The sequence below is a fragment of the Salinimicrobium maris genome (assembly GCF_049680855.1).
Taxonomy (GTDB): Bacteria; Bacteroidota; Bacteroidia; order Flavobacteriales; family Flavobacteriaceae; genus Salinimicrobium.
In genome coordinates, this window is record NZ_JBMPGS010000001.1 from 164,250 (window position 1) to 179,320 (window position 15,071).

At 42.5% G+C, this 15,071-nt stretch carries 14 protein-coding genes; 6 read left to right on the top strand and 8 right to left on the bottom strand.

What is annotated here, in order from left to right; genetic code table 11:
- The first annotated feature begins 3 nt into the window (after nt 1-3).
- Together ACOV1Q_RS00820 and ACOV1Q_RS00825 are read left to right on the top strand one after the other, a co-directional pair.
- Nucleotides 4-249 carry a type II toxin-antitoxin system ParD family antitoxin gene (locus ACOV1Q_RS00820; protein ID WP_424492534.1) on the top strand — a complete coding sequence of 82 codons (246 nt, stop codon included), beginning with the start codon at nt 4-6 and terminating at the stop codon, nt 247-249.
- The gene (locus ACOV1Q_RS00825) at nt 242-544 is read left to right on the top strand and encodes a type II toxin-antitoxin system RelE/ParE family toxin (RefSeq protein WP_424492535.1); all 303 of its coding nucleotides are present in this window, start codon (nt 242-244) and stop codon (nt 542-544) included. Before ACOV1Q_RS00820 ends, ACOV1Q_RS00825 begins: the two co-directional genes overlap by 8 nt.
- 18 nt (nt 545-562) lie before the next feature.
- On the opposite strand, the gene xth is transcribed toward ACOV1Q_RS00825, so the two are convergent.
- Nucleotides 563-1,339 carry an exodeoxyribonuclease III gene (gene xth / locus ACOV1Q_RS00830; RefSeq protein ID WP_424492536.1) on the bottom strand — a complete coding sequence of 259 codons (777 nt, stop codon included), beginning with the start codon at nt 1,337-1,339 and terminating at the stop codon, nt 563-565.
- A gap of 174 nt (nt 1,340-1,513) precedes the next feature.
- On the opposite strand from xth, the gene ACOV1Q_RS00835 reads away from it, so the two are divergent.
- Both ACOV1Q_RS00835 and ACOV1Q_RS00840 read left to right on the top strand, forming a co-directional pair.
- Nucleotides 1,514-1,828, top strand: coding sequence for an antibiotic biosynthesis monooxygenase (locus tag ACOV1Q_RS00835; RefSeq protein ID WP_424492537.1), 315 nt, complete (start codon nt 1,514-1,516; stop codon nt 1,826-1,828).
- 36 nt (nt 1,829-1,864) lie between these two features.
- A complete protein-coding gene (locus ACOV1Q_RS00840) occupies nt 1,865-3,013 on the top strand; it encodes a peptidoglycan DD-metalloendopeptidase family protein (protein WP_424492538.1) in 1,149 nt (382 codons plus the stop codon).
- A gap of 5 nt (nt 3,014-3,018) precedes the next feature.
- On the opposite strand, the gene ACOV1Q_RS00845 is transcribed toward ACOV1Q_RS00840, so the two are convergent.
- The 6 genes from ACOV1Q_RS00845 to ACOV1Q_RS00870 form a co-directional block, all read right to left on the bottom strand.
- On the bottom strand, nt 3,019-4,053 hold the full coding sequence (locus tag ACOV1Q_RS00845) for an NADP(H)-dependent aldo-keto reductase (RefSeq protein WP_424492539.1): 1,035 nt from the start codon (nt 4,051-4,053) through the stop codon (nt 3,019-3,021).
- Between the two features lie 29 nt (nt 4,054-4,082).
- On the bottom strand, nt 4,083-5,048 hold the full coding sequence (locus tag ACOV1Q_RS00850) for an OmpA/MotB family protein (protein WP_424493380.1): 966 nt from the start codon (nt 5,046-5,048) through the stop codon (nt 4,083-4,085).
- 31 nt (nt 5,049-5,079) lie between these two features.
- On the bottom strand, nt 5,080-5,841 hold the full coding sequence (locus ACOV1Q_RS00855) for an exodeoxyribonuclease III (protein WP_424492540.1): 762 nt from the start codon (nt 5,839-5,841) through the stop codon (nt 5,080-5,082).
- Between the two features lie 251 nt (nt 5,842-6,092).
- A complete protein-coding gene (locus tag ACOV1Q_RS00860) occupies nt 6,093-9,062 on the bottom strand; it encodes a GEVED domain-containing protein (protein ID WP_424492541.1) in 2,970 nt (989 codons plus the stop codon).
- Nucleotides 9,063-9,307: 245 nt separating this feature from the next.
- Nucleotides 9,308-10,849: a glycine--tRNA ligase gene (locus ACOV1Q_RS00865; protein ID WP_424492542.1), complete on the bottom strand. Its 1,542-nt coding sequence runs from the start codon at nt 10,847-10,849 to the stop codon at nt 9,308-9,310.
- A 65-nt stretch (nt 10,850-10,914) separates the two neighbouring features.
- Complete coding sequence (locus ACOV1Q_RS00870; protein ID WP_424492543.1) at nt 10,915-11,799, bottom strand: hypothetical protein; 885 nt, start codon at nt 11,797-11,799, stop codon at nt 10,915-10,917.
- Nucleotides 11,800-11,871: 72 nt separating this feature from the next.
- Between ACOV1Q_RS00870 and ACOV1Q_RS00875 the strand changes: the two genes are divergently transcribed.
- Nucleotides 11,872-12,552, top strand: coding sequence for a ComF family protein (locus ACOV1Q_RS00875; RefSeq protein ID WP_424492544.1), 681 nt, complete (start codon nt 11,872-11,874; stop codon nt 12,550-12,552).
- Between the two features lie 52 nt (nt 12,553-12,604).
- A complete protein-coding gene (locus tag ACOV1Q_RS00880) occupies nt 12,605-14,209 on the top strand; it encodes an Ig-like domain-containing protein (protein ID WP_424492545.1) in 1,605 nt (534 codons plus the stop codon).
- A 26-nt stretch (nt 14,210-14,235) separates the two neighbouring features.
- Here the strand turns inward: ACOV1Q_RS00880 and ACOV1Q_RS00885 are convergent, their stop codons facing one another.
- Entirely contained in the window at nt 14,236-15,018 is a 783-nt protein-coding gene (locus tag ACOV1Q_RS00885) for an amidohydrolase (RefSeq protein WP_424492546.1), read from the bottom strand.
- Between the last annotated feature and the right edge of the window lie 53 nt (nt 15,019-15,071).

Here is a 15,071-nt window from a genome sequence, read left to right on the forward strand (position 1 = left end):
GTTATGAATAAAGATATCTCAATCTATTTAGAAGAACATCTTGAAGATTTTATCAGTGAAGAGATTTCTTCCGGCAGATACAATTCAGTGAGTGATGTTATCAGCTCTGCATTACGTCTTCTTGAACAAGAGGAACGAAAAGAAAAAGAGTTAATCAAAGAACTTGAAGTTGGTGAGAAAACCGAATTACTCGACAATTTTGCTCCATCTGAACATTTGAAAATGTTACACCGTACCACTAGTGAGTAATCATAAATACCTCATCAGTAGACAAGCAATCAAGGATCTAGAAAAAATTTGGCATTATACAGTACAAAAATGGTCGATTGAACAAGCTGACAGATATTATAACTTAATTATTGAAGAAATTCTCTTTGTTGCTGACAATTTCATGATCGGGAAATCCATAGATCACATCCGTAAAGGATACCGCGTCACCAAAGTGAAAACGCACCTAATTTTCTACAGGAAGTCAGAAGATGGAATAATTCAGATAATAAGAATCCTTCATCAAAGAATGAATTTGAAAAATAGATTGAAATAATCCCTGTACAAAATCCGTCTACTCCTCCCCCAGTTGAATCCAAACGGGGCAGTGGTCACTGGTTTTCTCCCAGCCCCGCACATGTTTGTCAACTCCGCCGGAAACCAACTTTTTATTCAGGTGCGGACTCAACAGAAAATGATCAATTCGCAGTCCGGCGTTGCGTTGATAGGCTTTTCTGAAGTAATCATAGAAAGTGTAGATCTCCTCGTCGGGATAAAGTTTCCTTAGTGCATCCGTCCAGCCCTGGGCGATCAGGTTGTGAAAAGCTTCCCTTACTTCGGGCAGGAAAAGTGCATCATTTTTATATTTTTCAGGTTTATAGGTATCCATTTCGGTTGGCATCACGTTATAATCGCCCACCAAAATCGCCGGAACTTCATATTCGATCAATTCTGCTGCCCGCGCAGACAGGCGATCAAACCATTTTAACTTATAATCCAGTTTTGGACCCGGCGCAGGATTTCCATTGGGTAAATAGATGCAACCAATCACCACTTCATTCACCACCGCCTCAAGATAGCGGCTCTGTTTATCTTCAGGATCACCGGGAAGTCCTCTTTCCAGCTCCTTGATCTCCATATCCCGGGCCAGAATAGCAACTCCATTCCATCTTTTTTGCCCGTACCAAATAGCATTATAACCGGCCTCAAAAATGGCCTTTTTGGGAATCTTTTCATCGGGAGATTTTAACTCCTGAAGACAAACCACATCGGGTTTTGCTTCTTCAAGCCATTGCAAAAGAACCGGTAAGCGAGCATTTATTCCGTTGATGTTATAGGTGGCAATTTTCATTTTTCTTCTGAAGTTTTAGGCTTCATCAAGTTACAAATTTCCGCGGAATCCTTTGTAGAAATGCCATTTTAGAAAGGAATAGGCCGAATGCAAACCAAAAAGAAAATGATATCTTTAAGGGAGTCCGAAAATGACATTTTCACTGGAATTTTTTAACTTCAGCATAAAAACCATATGATCACAAGAATTTGGCACGGCTACACCAGCAGGGAAAATGCAGATAAATATGAAAAATTAGTGGAACAGGAGATCTTCCCTGAAATTCAGGCGAAAAACATAAAAGGTTATCGCGGCGTGCAGCTGTTGCGAAGAGATCTTGAAGATGAAGTGGAATTTACCACGCTTTTGTGGTTTGACGATCTTGACTCGGTAAAAAAATTTGTAGGTGAAGATTATGAAACAGTTTACGTTCCCGACAAGGCGCGACAGGTTTTATCGCGCTTTGACCAAAGAACGGTTCACTGCGAGCAAAGATATAGCAGCATGTAGTTCCAAAAATGGCATAATTTCTGCTTTTTCTGATACGTGAAAAAGAAACAGACTGTACTTCAAATATTTGCAGGGGTGATATTTATTGCTCTTGTTATTTCATCCTGCTCCAGGATCAATAAAGTCAAAGATCTTGTAATCAATCCTTCTGCGAGGGAAATCTATTCCCGGGAGTTCAAGGAAAATCCCCAGCAGTATGCAATTTGGGAAAAGCAGGCCGAAAATGCCCTTTTTGACTCCTTAGCAGTGAACCTTCCATACGCTGAGAACGGTATTTTCACCCCGGGATCCTTCCCGATATACGCTTACGATATCGCCTTGAATCCCGGGGAAAGAATAAATGTGGATATAGATACAGACAGTGCACAAACGCGTGTTTTTATTGATCTCTATGAGCAGCAAGATGATTCTCTAAAAACTTTCAAGCACCTGAAGAGTGCAGATCTGGAAGCTTCTGCCCTCGCTGAAGAAATTACTCAACCCGGAATCTATAAGATCGTCATCCAGCCCGAAATAAATGCTAATACTCCATTTGATCTACAGTTGTATCGCGAACCGGTATATAAATTTCCGGTGGCGGCGAAAAAAAGTAAAAATATTCAGAGTTTTTGGGGTGCCGTAAGAGATGGTGGCCGCAGAAGCCATGAGGGGGTTGATATTTTCGCTCCGCGTGGCACTCCTGTAATAGCAGCCACTTCGGGTCGTGTCACCAGAACAGGCAACAGAGGGCTTGGCGGAAAACAGGTTTGGCTTAGGGATGGAAAAAGGGGCAATTCTCTTTACTATGCACACCTGAACAGCATCATTGCTACTTCGGGACAACGTGTGTCTCCGGGAGATACCCTTGGACTCGTTGGAAATACAGGAAACGCACGTACCACTCCGCCGCACCTGCACTTCGGAATCTATAAAGGCTACAGAGGCGCCGTGGATCCCTTCAACTACATAGCCGAAACAGAACCACCTGTAACTCGGGATGTATCAGCCGAAAAATTTTCAGAATTTCTTGTGGTCACTGGAGCACGAGCCAATCTTCGCGGTGGACCTTCCACCAATTTCCCTGTCCTGGGTCAATTACAAGCACAAGATACGCTGCAATTCCTTGGAAAAGCTAAGGACTGGTATCATATTCGTACTAACCAAAAAAGATCGTTTATTCACGAAAGTCTGGTGTCGCCTATTTAATTCCTTTATGGCGCCGGATTTGGAATAGCAGTGTGAATAGCATCAATTTCTGTTAAAACTTCTTCAGAAAGTTCAACGTGGATGCTGTCAATATTTTCTTTTAACTGGTCTATTGAAGTTGCCCCAATAATATTACTGGTGACAAAAGGCTGCCGGTTTACAAAGGCCAGTGCCATTTGCGCCGGATTCAATTCATACTTTTTCGCAACCTCAACATATCTTCTTGTGGCTTCCACCGCCTGCGGATTCGAATACCGGCTGTACTGCGGAAATAAAGTAAGGCGGGAATTTGCCGGCTTGTCGTCAAGATACTTACCGCTAAGAGTACCCATTCCCAGCGGGGAGTAAGGCAGCAAACCAATATTCTCCCGGTGCAGAATTTCTGTAAGACCCACTTCGTCCTTCCGGTTTAACAGGCTGTACGGGTTTTGAACGCTACTTATCTTTGGTGCTCCGTTTCTTGCCTCCTCCACACACCTCATCACGCCGAAAGGTGTTTCATTTGACAAACCAATTTTCCTGATCTTGCCTTCCCGAATAAATTCTTCAAGGTGATGCAAGATTTCTTTAAAATTATCCTGCCACTCTTCTGAAGGATCTATTTCATAATCCAGTTTTCCGAAGAAATTTGTACTTCTCTCAGGCCAGTGAAGTTGGTAAAGATCAAGATAATCTGTTTGCAGCCTTTCTAAACTGCCGTGAAGTGCTTTGGAAAGTGATTCTTTTGTATAATCGAGGGTTGGACGAATATGCTGCATAGATTCCCCCGGCCCCACTATTTTTGATGCTAGGACGACCTTTTCCCGGTTGCCCGTCTTTTTCAGCCAGGAACCTATGATCTTTTCAGTACTCCCCTGCGTTTCGGGGCGGGCAGGCGTAGAATACATTTCGGCGGTGTCGATGAAGTTCACTCCCTGCTCCAGGGCGTAATCCAGTTGTTCATGGCCTTCGGCTTCGCTGTTTTGCTGTCCCCAGGTCATACTGCCTAAGCATATCTTACTTACTTTAATCTCAGAATTGGGTAAGGTGGTATATTTCATAAGTGTACTTCAAAAATTTGGTAAAAAAATTATTCAATTTCATTTAGCAGGCGCGAAATTTCGTCCAGTTTGGGTGTAAGAATGACTTCAATTCTCCTGTTTCTCGCCCTGCCTTCCGCAGTATCATTGGTGGCCACAGGGGCATATTCGCCTCTCCCGGCAGCCGTAAGATTTTGTGCGTCAATGTTGCCGTTTTCCCGAAGGATCTGCACAATAGAAGTCGCTCTTTTTGTTGAAAGGTCCCAGTTGTCTTTCAGCTGACCGCTGCCGCCGTAGGGCACATTGTCTGTATGCCCTTCAATAAGCACGGCAATATCGGGGTTTTGCGCCAGCACTTCCCCTAACTGCTGCACAGCGCGCCTACCTTCAGGTCCCACCGCCCAGCTTCCGGAATTGAATAACAATTTATTCTCCATAGACACATACACTTTCCCATTGCGTTGCTCTACAGTTAATCCCCGACCTTCAAAATTAGTGAGGGCTTCAGAAAGGCTGTTTTTAAGTGCATTCATTTTTGCATCCTTTGCTGCAATTACACTTTCCAGTTCATCAACTCTTCTGGAACGAGCTGCAAGGTCTTTCTCAAGCTTTTCAAGTCGGCTTTGTTCTGCAGCGAGCGCTTTTTCCTTAGCATCAAGCTCGGCCAGTAATTCCCGGTTTCTTTTGGAATTCTCTGCGAGTGCCGAGGAACTATTAGCTTCCAGGGCGTCATAAGATGCCTTTAGCTTCTCATAACTTGCCTTGGTGGCTGCATATTCCTCCTGTAAACGATCTCTTTCCCTCACGGTAGCCTCATATTCCAGTTGCAGGTTTTCCAGGTCCTGTTCATTACGAGCATTTCTGTCTGTTAATTGCTGCAAATCTGAAGAAAGTTGTTGATTCTCCTGTTCAAGCCCAGCATAACGATCTTCCAAATCTTTATAAACTTTGGAGGAAACACAAGAAGAAAGCAAAAGGCTGCTTCCAATAAAGACTAACACCATCTTTTTTGACATCATAATGGGAAAATTTAAATATTGTTTGATTTTATTCAAGCTCCACCAGCACTGGGCAGTGGTCGCTGTGATTTGCTTCGGGTAAAATAACGGCTCGTTTCAAGCGATCCTGTAAGGGTTCTGCCACAAGATTGTAATCAATTCTCCAGCCTTTGTTCTTACCCCTTGCCCCGGCACGATAGCTCCACCAGGAATAATGATCGGGTTCGGAATTAAAGTGCCTGAAGGAATCGATAAATCCGCTGTTCATAAAGTTGTCGATCCATTCCCTTTCCACCGGAAGAAATCCTGAAGTATTTTTCAGTCTTACGGGATCATGAATATCGATTTCTTGATGACAAATGTTGTAATCCCCGCAAATAACAAGGTTTGGAATGTCCTTTTTAAGCTCATTTATATACTCCTGAAAGTCGGCCATGAACTGCAGTTTATGATCCAGCCTGGCAATGTTGGTTCCCGAAGGAAGGTACAGGCTCATTACAGAAACATCCTTAAAATCTGCTCTCAGGTTTCTGCCTTCAAAATCCATATAATCTATCCCGGTGCCATAAGTGACATTTTCGGGTTCAATTTTACTCAGGATCGCAACGCCGCTATAGCCTTTTTTAGTGGCAGGATACCAGTAGTTGTACTTATAACCAATCTCCTCAAAAATGCCGGTATCAAACTGGTCTGGGTTAGCTTTTATCTCCTGAAGACAAAGAACATCGGGGTTCGCCTGTTTCAGCCATTCTACAAATCCTTTCTTAATTGCGGCTCTTATTCCATTGACGTTGTAAGAGATTATTTTCATATGCTTTACTTCTGAATATTTTTTAGCAGAAAACTTTTGTTTCTCGTTGCGTTTCAAAATTAGGATTTATGGGCCACTTTCCGTTAAACCGAAGGCTAAATTTATTCAATGGCAGCAGTGGAAAAGTCGATGACAATTGAAAAGGTTTGATTCTTCGCCTTCTGACTTCTGAAAAAGCGTATTTCGACACTTCTTCAGTCCGAAGAAAAATCAAGAATGCATTTTCAGAAAAGAACTCAAAAATGGCATTTTTAATACACAATAATCCTTTGCACTTTCCCCACTTTACGTGTTCCCACCCGAATAAGATAGACTCCGGCGGCGGCATAGGACATATTCAATTCGTATTCGTAGGCTCTGGCAGATTTTTCAATCTTGTTTTCCACTAGTTTTTGCCCCAGAAGATCATGCACCGTAATACGCAGCGTTTCTTCGTAAGGAGTGATCATCCTAACATTAAACATTTCGTTGTCCTGACTGGAAATGATCAAATCTGCCTCGTTGAGAATTGAATCGTCAAGACTAATTGTGGAATCTGTAATTACCACCGAATAATCGTGAGTCGTTCCATATTCCATGATACTGCATGGGTCGTTAAGATCACCCTCAAAAGACGTATCACCTGCTCTTACGCGCAAAATATGTTCTCCAAGTTCGGCATTTTCGGGAATTTCGAATTCATAAACCTGAATTTCATTTTCTACGGGAATCACTTGCCTGCTAATAAGAATTTCCTCCTCCTCAAAAGCGCCATCATCGTCAAAATCTATCCACATTGAAAATTTTTCATCTTCTTCCGAAGCATATCTCGTACGAATTCCAACTTCAAACGTTCCCACAGAACGGTCGAGATCTGTACTGTATCCCACAAAATCGTCATAACCATCACCACAGGGAATATTGAGGTTTTCAATATCTCCAAGATAAAAATGGGAAATACCATCCCCAAAACTACAGTCAGATCCCTCAGGGATACAACTTAAATTGGCAATTACCTTTTCAGTTCCATCGTTTGCCTCATCAGAATCTCCTTCAAGATTAGTTTCTGCATAAAAATTATAAACTCCCGGCACAGAAATATCTGCTCCTTCTTCAAAAGTATAAGACACCTCTTCACCAACACCTAAAGTTCCTTCATATATTTCAACGACCGGCTCAAGATCATTAATGGAGTACGCCACTGGGATATCGGTTTGGGGCTCACCTCCAAAATTTTGAATGGTTACTGTTACTTCTTCTATAGTATTTAAAGATTGCCCTGTAGTTGGTGCATCAATAGAAGTTACCCCGACATCAACCGGCAGCAGATTTTCAACTATTTCGCTATGAGCATCGTTTTCTTCGCTTTCATCGCCCTCAAGATTTGTCGTAGCAGTTACCTCGTAAATTTCTCCTTCTTCTGAAAGATCTAAGCTTCCTGAAAAAGTAAATTCTGTTTCGGAAGTCCCTGGAAGCGTGCCGGTAAAAACTTCAGTAATTGTTTCTCCATCTTCCACGGTAAATGTCACCGGGATATTGGTTTGTGTAGCAACACCAAAATTCCTGATTACCACCGTTATTTCTTCCTCTTCCCCTAATGTTGCGCTGCGAGGTGAGATAATATCAACAATACCCACATCGTTCATATCGTCTGGCGCCAATTCAAAAACCCCCACCCGGTTTCTTCTTTGCGAATTCACGAAATACTCCCCAATGTACCAAAAAGTAGTATTGTCTACGGGATCAATTGTTAAATGAGCGTAATCTCCATAACGGCTGGCAGGATTAGGGCTGGGTCCTTCTACAATACTTTGCTCACGCACCGTCATTTGCCCTAAAGGATCACCTGCATAACGGCCCGTAAAACGAAGCGAAGGAAAAACAGGATTTTCAGGGTTGTCATTCATTACAGTAAATCCCAGGCCAATATTTCCATCTTCATCTATGCCAATGCTTCCGCACCAGCGATCGCTGCCATCGGGCGCGTACGTGCCTTCCTGATACACGTACCAGGGCTGGCCATCATTATCCTGTCGCAGCTCATACCACCGCACCCCAGCATGTTCTGCAGCAGATGCATCAATATCTACCACAAAATTCAATACTACAGAATTATAATCCTCAAATCTTCTATAGGGAGTCATATACATGACCGCGCCCTGCAGGGCATCCACTTCGGGTGTATCCTCTCCCGGCTGTGCCAGGTTGGTAAAAGAACCCCCGTCAAAAGTGGCGATAAAAGGAGTAACCCCTTCCGCAGGGCCCAGAATTTGTGATTCAACTATGAAGGATTGCTGAAGATCGTCCCAGTCCACATTAATTTCCCACATTTTTAAATGGTCTTCATTTACCCCGGCCCAAGCGTCATCCTGGAAATAAATTATGGGCGCATCTCCCGGAGGAGGCAACTCATCCCCGACAGCAAAAAACCCCGCCGGACTATAAAACCCGTTCGTATCAACTCCCGGCAACGGAAAACCCACATGTTGTGCCGGTTCTCCGTTCAACATCTGGTCACGCTCCAGCACATACACGACTTCACTTGAACTGGCAGTTCTGGAATCTTTATTTGTGGTGATGTAATAGCCATCGCTCCAAACAAAATATTTAGGATAATCTGGGAAAGCGGCACCGGTTTCAAACCTGTACGTATACCAGCCGTCATTAACGGGATCGGGTCCCTGAGAAATGGCAACTAAAAAACTGTTGGGTGTATCGCTAAATTGAGTAATCAAAAACCTGTCTGCAAACTCATCATATAAAACAATAGGATCTCCAAGATCTTCATCCTCAAAAGTACCGCCAATACTTCGCAGGGAAGTAGGCGGGGAAAGAATATTTCCTTCTTTGTCATAGATAGCGAAAGAAGAATTCCATGCATTCACATAATGGTTTGGGCCTACAGCACCGGTAGGATCTGTAGGGGTGGATCCTGCCGTGGCAGCATCAAAACTTAATATGGGTGCCTTAGCCTTTATTTCTCCGGGTTCAGATTGCCGGGCAGCATCTTTTGTTTTTGGATATCCCTTTCCAGGCACCACTTTATTTGATCCCCTATTCCTGGGGTTTACCACTTTATACTCTCCCGATGGTGGCAGCAAATCTTTTTTAGCAAGGGCTTCTGTATGAATGGCACCGCTGGAACCAGTCCAAACCGGTTTTGCTTCTTCATGCTCCTGGGAAAAAGTAGTCCAGGAGAAACTAGTGAAGAGAAAAAGTAAAAAAATATATCTTTTGAGCATGTGGTTTTCTAATAATAACTCTAAAATTACAGAAATTAAAATAGCCGAAACAAATAAAGAAAGATTTAACCCACAATTTTTCAGAAAATCCTCTACAAATTTCCCATTTTTATCATACCACAGCCTCAACAATGCTCCTGAACAACAGGTAATAATTCTATTCTTAAAACCTGAAGAGCCACCTGCGAAAGAATTTATTATTCTTCCGCAGGCGGCTCTTATAAGTATTCAGAAATGGCAAAAAACTATTCGGTTTTAAGCCATTTTTTAAAGTTTACTTCTTTCGCAATTATTTCTGAAAGTTCAGATATTTTCACCCTTTTTTGTTCCATAGTATCCCTAAAACGCACGGTAACCGATTTGTCGTCGAGGGAATCGTGATCTACCGTGATACATAGCGGGGTTCCAGCTGCATCCTGGCGCCTGTACCTTCTACCAATGGCATCTTTTTCGTCATACTGCACATTGAAATCCCATTTTAGCTCCTCTACGATCTCCTGTGCCATTTCTGGCAGGCCGTCTTTCTTCACAAGAGGCAAAATTGCCGCCTTGTACGGCGCAAGTACAGCAGGAAGTTTTAAAACTGTACGGGTACTGTTATCCTCCAGTGTTTCTTCCTTAAGCGCTGCGGAAAGTACTGCCAAAAACATCCTGTCAAGACCTATGGAAGTTTCGATCACGTAAGGAACATAATTTTCCTTAAGTTCAGGATCGTAAAAACGCAGTTTTTTACCCGAATGTTCTTCATGAGCCTTCAGGTCGAAATCTGTACGGGAATGGATTCCTTCCAGTTCTTTAAATCCGAAGGGATAGTTAAATTCTATATCGGCTGCGGCATTGGCGTAATGTGCCAGCTTATCGTGATCGTGAAAACGGTAATTTTCTTCCCCTAAACCTAACGACAAATGCCATTTTAGACGCACTTCTTTCCAGTGTTCGTACCATTTTAGTTCTTCCCCGGGACGAACAAAAAATTGCATTTCCATTTGCTCAAATTCGCGCATCCTGAAAATGAACTGTCGTGCAACGATCTCATTTCTAAAGGCTTTTCCGGTTTGGGCGATCCCGAAAGGAATTTTCATTCTTCCGGTTTTCTGAACATTTGAAAAGTTCACAAAAATTCCCTGAGCGGTTTCGGGACGCAGATAAAGATTTGAAGCCGACTCTGCCGAAGCTCCCAGCTTGGTTCCAAACATGAGGTTGAACTGCCTTACTTCGGTCCAGTTCTTTGATCCGGTTTCAGGGTCTGCAATTTCAAGCTCCTCGATGAGGGCCTTTACACCTGCAAGGTCTTCATTGGTGAGCGAGCGGCCAAGACGTTCCAGGATAGCTTTTCTTTCAGAAAGGTAACGCTGCACCCTGTCATTGGTATTCACAAACTGCTCTTCATCAAAGGCATCTCCAAAGCGCTTTTTGGCTTTCTGAATTTCCTTTTGAGCTTTTTGATAAATTTTTTCGGCGTGATCTTCTACCAGAACATCGGCCCTGTATCGCTTTTTTGAATCCTTATTGTCAATTAATGGATCGTTGAAAGCATCTACGTGGCCCGAAGCTTTCCAGGTGGTGGGATGCATAAGGATAGCGGCATCCAGGCCCACGATATTTTGATGTAACTGCACCATGCTTTTCCACCAGTACTCGCGAATGTTTTTCTTTAATTCGGCGCCGTTCTGGCCGTAATCATAGACAGCACTAAGCCCGTCATAAATTTCACTTGATGCAAAGATATACCCATACTCTTTCGCATGGGAAATCACATTTTTAAAAAGATCTTCTTGTTTTGCCATAGCACAAAAATAAAAAAACCGCCCTGATTCCGGTCAAGGCGGTGATATAATTTTAAATGAGGTTTTTATCTCAGGTTAAAATTGGTGGCACCTATAAGCTCTGAACCGTTATAAAGCAGTACTTTATAGGTTCCTTCAATTAGGTTGTCTTCAATGGTATTGGCAAGAATACACACATCAAGTTCCTCATTTTCATAATAAACTTTTGTTGCAGCACTATAGACCATTACTCCACCTTCATGCTGCACTGCAATTTGGTCTCCCACCAGGTTGTTGTTTGGGTTATAAACCTGCACATATAATTCTTTTTCTCCCGGTTCGGTTAATTCATTTTGGGTAATGGTAAAGCAGGTCCTTACTTTATCTACTCTCCTGGTACGTTCATTTGGCACCAGTCTCCCGCTGTTCCTTTCTATCACTCCTTCTCCTCTAAGTCCGCTCACCTTTAACTCGGCTGCACGATCCACCTGTGTAGAAAGTCTTTGGGTTCTTTCCTGAAGGGAATCTGACACCCTGGTTCTTTCCAGGAGCACGTTATTTGTACTGTCAATTTCCACGATCAATCTCTGATTTTGATTGCTAAGGCTGTCAACCACCCGGAATAATTCGTCGCGTTCTCTTTTGAGGTTATTCAATTCATTTCGATACCTATCCAAAACACGTAAGCTTACTTCCATATCCTGCACAGAATCGCGCAATGCTACAATACGGCCTTTTGCGGCAGTTAATTCGGCATCTAAAGAATCGTTCTCGCCTATGGCTTCATCATATCTCACGATCAAATCATTCAATTCAGACTCTATAACCGCTTTCTGCCGTTCCAGCAACTCCTGGTTTTCTTTTTCTTCATTATAAAATCTCACGGTGTAAATTGCCAGAGCTACCAAAGCCACTGCCAGTATACCTGTAAGGATCTTCAGGGCATTATTATTATTTTTCTGCTCACTCATCGTTCCTTAATTTTCAAATTTAGTTTTGTAAATTTATGAGTTTTAACTAAGTAATTACTAATTTGTTAACAAATGTTTCACGATTTGTTAGAGCTTCTTTATCCGCAGGTGTGCCATACTTGTGAAGCAGTTTTGTTAAGCAATGAAAAGGTTGTTTGCACCCGTTGTATTCATGAACTGCCGGTTACCAATTTCCATCTGGAAAAGGAAAATGAAGTGGAAAAAATTTTCTACGGAAGAGTAAAGCTCGAATATGCCACTTCATTGCTTCTTTTTGAAAAGAAAGGAATGGTGCAGCAACTTATTCACAACTTAAAATATAAAGGCCATGAAGAAATTGGAGATTTTCTTGGCACCTGGCTGGGAGAGGACCTCCACAAGATAGAAAATTATAAACAGATAGATGTAGTCATTCCTGTACCCCTGCACAAATCAAAGTTAAGAAAGAGAGGGTATAACCAGGTTGAAAAATTTGGCAGGGCGATCGCACATTCTCTTGAAATTCCCTATGAAGATTCTGTTCTGGTAAAGAAAACAGCTTCTTCAACACAAACCATCAAAAAGAGATTCGCTCGCTGGGGAAGTATTGAATCCACGTTTTTAATTGAAAATGCTGAAAAAGTAGCACATCAACATATTCTTCTCGTAGATGACCTCGTAACCACGGGCGCAACTTTGGAAGCCTGCGCGCTAAAACTCCTCAATATTCCCGGTGTCAAAGTTAGTATTGCCACGATGGCGGTTACCCATTAACAGCTTCAGAAATAATAGAATTAATCGTTTCTTTGTGAAAAGTTTCCACCACATGAACAAGGCAGGCAGCATCATATTTTTTCTGGCGCTTATTTTAGCATTCCACAGTTGCGCAAAAAGAGGTAACCCTGAGGGCGGACCCATTGATATAGAACCCCCAAGATTTGTAAGAGCAAGTCCGGAGAATTACTCTACAAATTTTGATGCCGAAGAAATAAGGATCGTCTTCAATGAATATATAAAGCTGAACGAAGCCCAGCGCCAAATCATCATTTCGCCCCCCATGGATCCCATGCCGGAAATTACACCTCTTGGCACCGCAAGTAAATCAATAAGAATTAAGATCAACGATACGTTGCAGCCAAATACTACCTATACAATCAACTTCGGAAGAAGTATTGTTGATAACAACGAAGGAAATCCCCTAGATTTTTTCCAGTACGTTTTTTCCACCGGAAGTTATATTGACTCCCTCACGGTTGCGGGAGTGGTTACTGATGCCTACCTCGCAGCTCCCGAACCTTTTACTACCGTAATGCTCTATGAAGTGGATTCTACTTACTCAGATTCTGTAATTTACAAGGAAACTCCTCGCTACATTACTAACACGCTGGATTCCACTTTTTTTCAACTGAATAATTTAAAAGCAGGCACCTATCAAATGCTGGCGATAAGCGACAAGAACAACAACTACAAATTCGACCCTAAGAATGAGAAAATCGCATTTTTAAAGGAATTTATTACTGTACCAAAAGATACTCTCTATGAAATGCGCCTGTTTAGAGAAATACTGCCTTTTGCAACTACACGCCCCAGCCAGGCGGCACAGCAGCGCATCATGTTTGGGTATACGGGGCAGCTCGACAAGGACAGCATAGCGATTGAAATGATCTCTTCAAAACCTGAAGGTTTTACCAGTAGGATCACTAAAGATCCATTAAAAGATACTTTGAATTATTGGTATAAGCCGCTCATAGAAAATGACAGCCTTATTTTCGTAGCATCGGCAGGCGACTATCTCGACACTTTGATCACCCGAAGAAGAGAAATGGAGAAAGACTCCTTAAACTTTACCTACGACCCGTCAGGTACGCTGTCGTTTAACAAAGACATAAGTATCCTGCCCAACATTCCGCTGCAGGCGGTGAATGATACTTTAATAAACCTTTTTAAACAGGATTCGGTTCCCGTGGCTTTTACCACAAATTATGAACCTTTTGAAAATCGTGTGTTAATAAGGTTTGAAAAAGAAGAGAATGTCAATTATAGGCTGCAGGTGCTTCCCGGCGGACTCGTGGATTTCTTCGGAACCCAAAATGATACAATTAATAAAGGTTTTCGAACACAAGCCATTTCAGATTATGGCAATGTGATTGCAAGCCTTTCCAATGTGGAGCAGTTCCCTATTTTGGTCCAGCTTACCAATGAAAAAGGAGAGGTACAGGCTCAGCAAAAAAGCACTTCAGCAACAAATTTCACATTCAGGTTCTTAAAACCAGGTACTTATATGCTACGGGTCATTTATGACACTAATGAAAACGGAATATGGGACACCGGGAGTTATCTTGAAGGAAACCAGCCTGAAGAGATCATTTACTTCCCCGAAGTTATTGACGTGCGCGCAAACTGGGATCAAACAATTAGCTTCATGCTGTAAAAAGCATCCAAAAATGGAATTTTAGACTAGTATTCTATCCTGAATTTATCCCGGTCCTGCAGGAAGCGCAGCTGAGTTCGCGTTTCCTCCAGGTCTTCCTTATCCAGCACCACTTCCTTCTCAAATTCTTCTTCAACCGAAGCATTATTGAGCGGATTTCCCAGGGGATCATACACGGCCGAATGTCCCGGGTATTGATGATCATTTCCATCTTTACCCACCCTGTTCAGACCAATACAGTAGCACATGTTCTCAATAGCACGGGCTTTAAGAAGCGCATCCCAGGCCTGTACTCTTACAGAAGGCCAGTTCGCCACATAAATTAATACATCGTAATCTTCCGTATTTCTTGCCCAAACGGGAAAACGCAGATCGTAGCACACCAACGGACAAATTTTCCAGCCTTTGTAGTTCACAATAAGCCGCTCCTTTCCTGAAGCGTATGTTTCATTTTCCTTTGCGAGCGTGAACGTGTGCCTTTTATCATATTTTTCAAAAGTTCCATCAGGAAATACAAAATACAAACGGTTGTAAAATTTGCCATTTTCAGAAATGATAAGGCTTCCCGTGACAGCCGCATCTTTTTCCGAAGCCATTTTCTGCATCCAGGAAAGGGAAGGTCCTCCTGTGGGTTCTGCTAAGTTTTTGGCATTCATAGAAAAGCCGGTGCTAAACATTTCGGGTAGCACGATAAGATCTACTTCCGAAGAAAGCTCGTTGATTTTCTTCTCAAATTGTTCCCTGTTCGCCGTTGCATTTTCCCAAACCAGGTTGGCCTGAAGCAAGGCTGTTGTTAGTTTTTTCGCCATATGTAAAAATAGCATTTTCTAAAGAGATCCTGCTAAATACTTGTTAAATGGTT

What these genes read in the sequence shown, in the direction of transcription:
- ACOV1Q_RS00820 (WP_424492534.1), top strand. Translation starts at nt 4, where the DNA reads ATGAATAAAGATATCTCAATCTATTTAGAAGAACATCTTGAAGATTTT.
- xth (WP_424492536.1), bottom strand. Translation starts at nt 1,339, where the DNA reads ATGAAAATTGCCACCTATAACATCAACGGAATAAATGCTCGCTTACCG.
- ACOV1Q_RS00835 (WP_424492537.1), top strand. Translation starts at nt 1,514, where the DNA reads ATGATCACAAGAATTTGGCACGGCTACACCAGCAGGGAAAATGCAGAT.
- ACOV1Q_RS00845 (WP_424492539.1), bottom strand. Translation starts at nt 4,053, where the DNA reads ATGAAATATACCACCTTACCCAATTCTGAGATTAAAGTAAGTAAGATA.
- ACOV1Q_RS00850 (WP_424493380.1), bottom strand. Translation starts at nt 5,048, where the DNA reads ATGTCAAAAAAGATGGTGTTAGTCTTTATTGGAAGCAGCCTTTTGCTT.
- ACOV1Q_RS00855 (WP_424492540.1), bottom strand. Translation starts at nt 5,841, where the DNA reads ATGAAAATAATCTCTTACAACGTCAATGGAATAAGAGCCGCAATTAAG.
- ACOV1Q_RS00860 (WP_424492541.1), bottom strand. Translation starts at nt 9,062, where the DNA reads ATGCTCAAAAGATATATTTTTTTACTTTTTCTCTTCACTAGTTTCTCC.
- ACOV1Q_RS00865 (WP_424492542.1), bottom strand. Translation starts at nt 10,849, where the DNA reads ATGGCAAAACAAGAAGATCTTTTTAAAAATGTGATTTCCCATGCGAAA.
- ACOV1Q_RS00870 (WP_424492543.1), bottom strand. Translation starts at nt 11,799, where the DNA reads ATGAGTGAGCAGAAAAATAATAATAATGCCCTGAAGATCCTTACAGGT.
- ACOV1Q_RS00875 (WP_424492544.1), top strand. Translation starts at nt 11,872, where the DNA reads ATGTTTCACGATTTGTTAGAGCTTCTTTATCCGCAGGTGTGCCATACT.
- ACOV1Q_RS00880 (WP_424492545.1), top strand. Translation starts at nt 12,605, where the DNA reads ATGAACAAGGCAGGCAGCATCATATTTTTTCTGGCGCTTATTTTAGCA.
- ACOV1Q_RS00885 (WP_424492546.1), bottom strand. Translation starts at nt 15,018, where the DNA reads ATGGCGAAAAAACTAACAACAGCCTTGCTTCAGGCCAACCTGGTTTGG.